Genomic DNA, 2,331 nt, shown 5'->3' with positions numbered 1-2,331 from the left:
CGGGCCTGGCGGCTCCGGGCCTGGCGGCTCCGGGCCTGGCGGGGGAGGGGCGTCGGCGGAGCGAACGGGTGGCCTGGCGCAGGCTCGCCCGCGCCCTGTTGACGGCGCCTCCGGCCGCCTTGCGGGCACCCCGGCCCGCCCTCGCCAGACCCTTCAGGATCCGCTGGGCGATCCCCTTGAGCCTGGTGCCGACCGCCTTGCCGGCTCCCTTGAGCCTGCTGAGCAGGAAGTTGGAGATGAAGTCCAGCAACGCGACCACGCCCGCCGCGACCGCGTCGGCGAACAGGCACGCGGCCGCACCGGACTTGACCGCCTTGAGGAAGGCGACGAATTTCCCGATCGCGGCCACGATCCTGCTGACGGTGTTCCACGCCGCTACCAGGCCCTGGATGATGGTCATGATCGCGCCCGCCGCCGGCACGATCAGCGACACCAGCTTCTCGACGACGATCGAGACGATCATCCCCGGCAGCGCGGCGGCGATCGCCTGCCAGGCCATCCGGCCGATCTGGGCCATCGAGACGCAGCCCTTGACCAGGACGTTCACCAGGGTGGAGGTCAGGCCGACGACCGACTCCACCTTCTCGTCGAACCACTGCTTCACCGCGCTCCTGATCGCGCCCCACAGGTGGTGCCGGATGCCGTCGACCGCGGCGGTGCCGAGCTTCTTCAGCCACCCGCCCGGGTCGGAGGCGATGTCGCCGATCAGTACCGCGAACTCGCCGAAGACCGCGATCGCCTTCCGCACGAAGTCGATCGCGTCCAGCACGGTCGTGCGGACCGCCTCGATCGCGGCCTTCAGCCCGGCCTCCAAGGCGTCCAGCAGCGCGTTCAGCCCGGCCGCCAGCGCGTCCAGCAGTGTGTTGACGGCGTTCTTGAGCCGGTCCGCCCACGCGTTGACCTTGGCGACGGCCCGGTCCCGCCACTCCTCGATCCTGCGGCGGAACCTGTCCCGCAGTTCGGGGAAGGCCGCCAGCAGCACGTCGCAGATCTTGATCAGCGCGTCCGCGAGCCGGTTGATCAGGTCGACGGCGAACTTCCGGGCCTGGTCGATCGCCCAGTTCGCGAACGCGCGGAAGCCGTCGATGATGTCGTTGATCAGGCCGCGGAAGAAGTCGAAGACCTTGGTGACCGCTTCGACCAGCGCGTCGAAGGCCGCCTTGACCTTGGACTTGACCCAGCCCCACCAGCCCTCGGACTCCTCCTTCTTGCGGTCCTTCTCCTTCCGCGCCTTCTCCTCGGCCTCCCGCCGCTTGTCCTGGATCTTCCGGTTGTCCTGCTGCCGGCGGTCCTCGACGTCCTGGTCGGCCTCGGTGCGCTTGCCGTCGATCCGGCCGGTGGTGTCCCGGTGCTCCGCGCCGGCGTCCCGGTCCGCGTCGGAGACCTTCAGGTCCTGCTCGCCGCGCCACTGCTCGCGCTCGGCCCGGACCCGCGCCGCGGCGTCGCTCCGCTCGCCCGCCTGGGCCTGGGCGTTGTCGGCCACCGCCTGGTCGATCCCGGCCTGGTTCCGGCGGCGCTCCTCGGCCTCGCCCTGCTTCTGGCGGGCCTGCTCGGAGCCCAGCCGGCCCTGGCCCTGGCCGACCGCCGCCTGGATCTGCGGGCCGCGCTCCTGCCGGGCCACCAGGCCGATGCCCGGCCCGCTGTCGACCGCGCGTCCGGCACCGCCGGGTCCGGGCTGACGGCCGCCCCCCGGGACGGAGGCCGTGAGGGTCTCGTCGGGCACGTCCGGGAAGATCCGGTCCTCGCCCATCGGCTTGGCGGCGTCCTCCCGGCCGACGCCGAGGATCCGGGCGGAACCGTCCTTGAGCCGCGCCGCCTGCGCGTCGGTGCGCGCCGGGTCGCTCTCGCCGGTCAGTTCGACCCTGGGCGCCCGCCCGACCGTGGTGTTCAGCGCCGGATCGGTCGAGGGCACGCCGTCGACCGCGCCCTGCAGCCGCTGCACCTCCTGCGGCGACACCTGGCCGCCCGCGTCGTCGGCGACGTGCGGCGCGGCGACCCGCTCGCCGGGGTTGCGGCCCTCGACCGTCCTCCGCTCGACCTCCTGCCGAGCCCCGTCCCCGCTCCGGGGACCGACCCGCTCCAGCCGCTCGGTCACCGTCTCGGCCGGGGGCGCCGCCTCGGGTGTCCCGGACAGGGTCCGCGGGGCCCCGGACGGACGCTGGACGGCGGGCGGGTCGGCCCGCAGCCGGGCGTGCCGCTCGGCGACGGTGCGGTTCACCGAACCGTCCACGCCGTCCAGCGCGGCGGCCATCCGATCGGGCGGCAGGCTCGCGGCGGTGGCCAGCGCGCCTTGCGGGTCCTGGGCGGAGACGTCGGGCGGGGCGGGCTGCT

Annotated in this window: 1 pseudogene; it reads right to left on the bottom strand. The window is 74.0% G+C overall.

Annotated elements, in window-relative coordinates:
- Positions 1–2,331: pseudogene (locus ABD308_RS34620) on the bottom strand (eCIS core domain-containing protein); the annotation flags it as partial.

The sequence above is a fragment of the Kitasatospora putterlickiae genome (assembly GCF_039527695.1).
Classification (GTDB): domain Bacteria; phylum Actinomycetota; class Actinomycetes; order Streptomycetales; family Streptomycetaceae; genus Kitasatospora; species Kitasatospora putterlickiae.
Note: the sequence above shows the minus strand (reverse complement) of the source record. Positions and strands in the feature narration are given on the sequence as shown.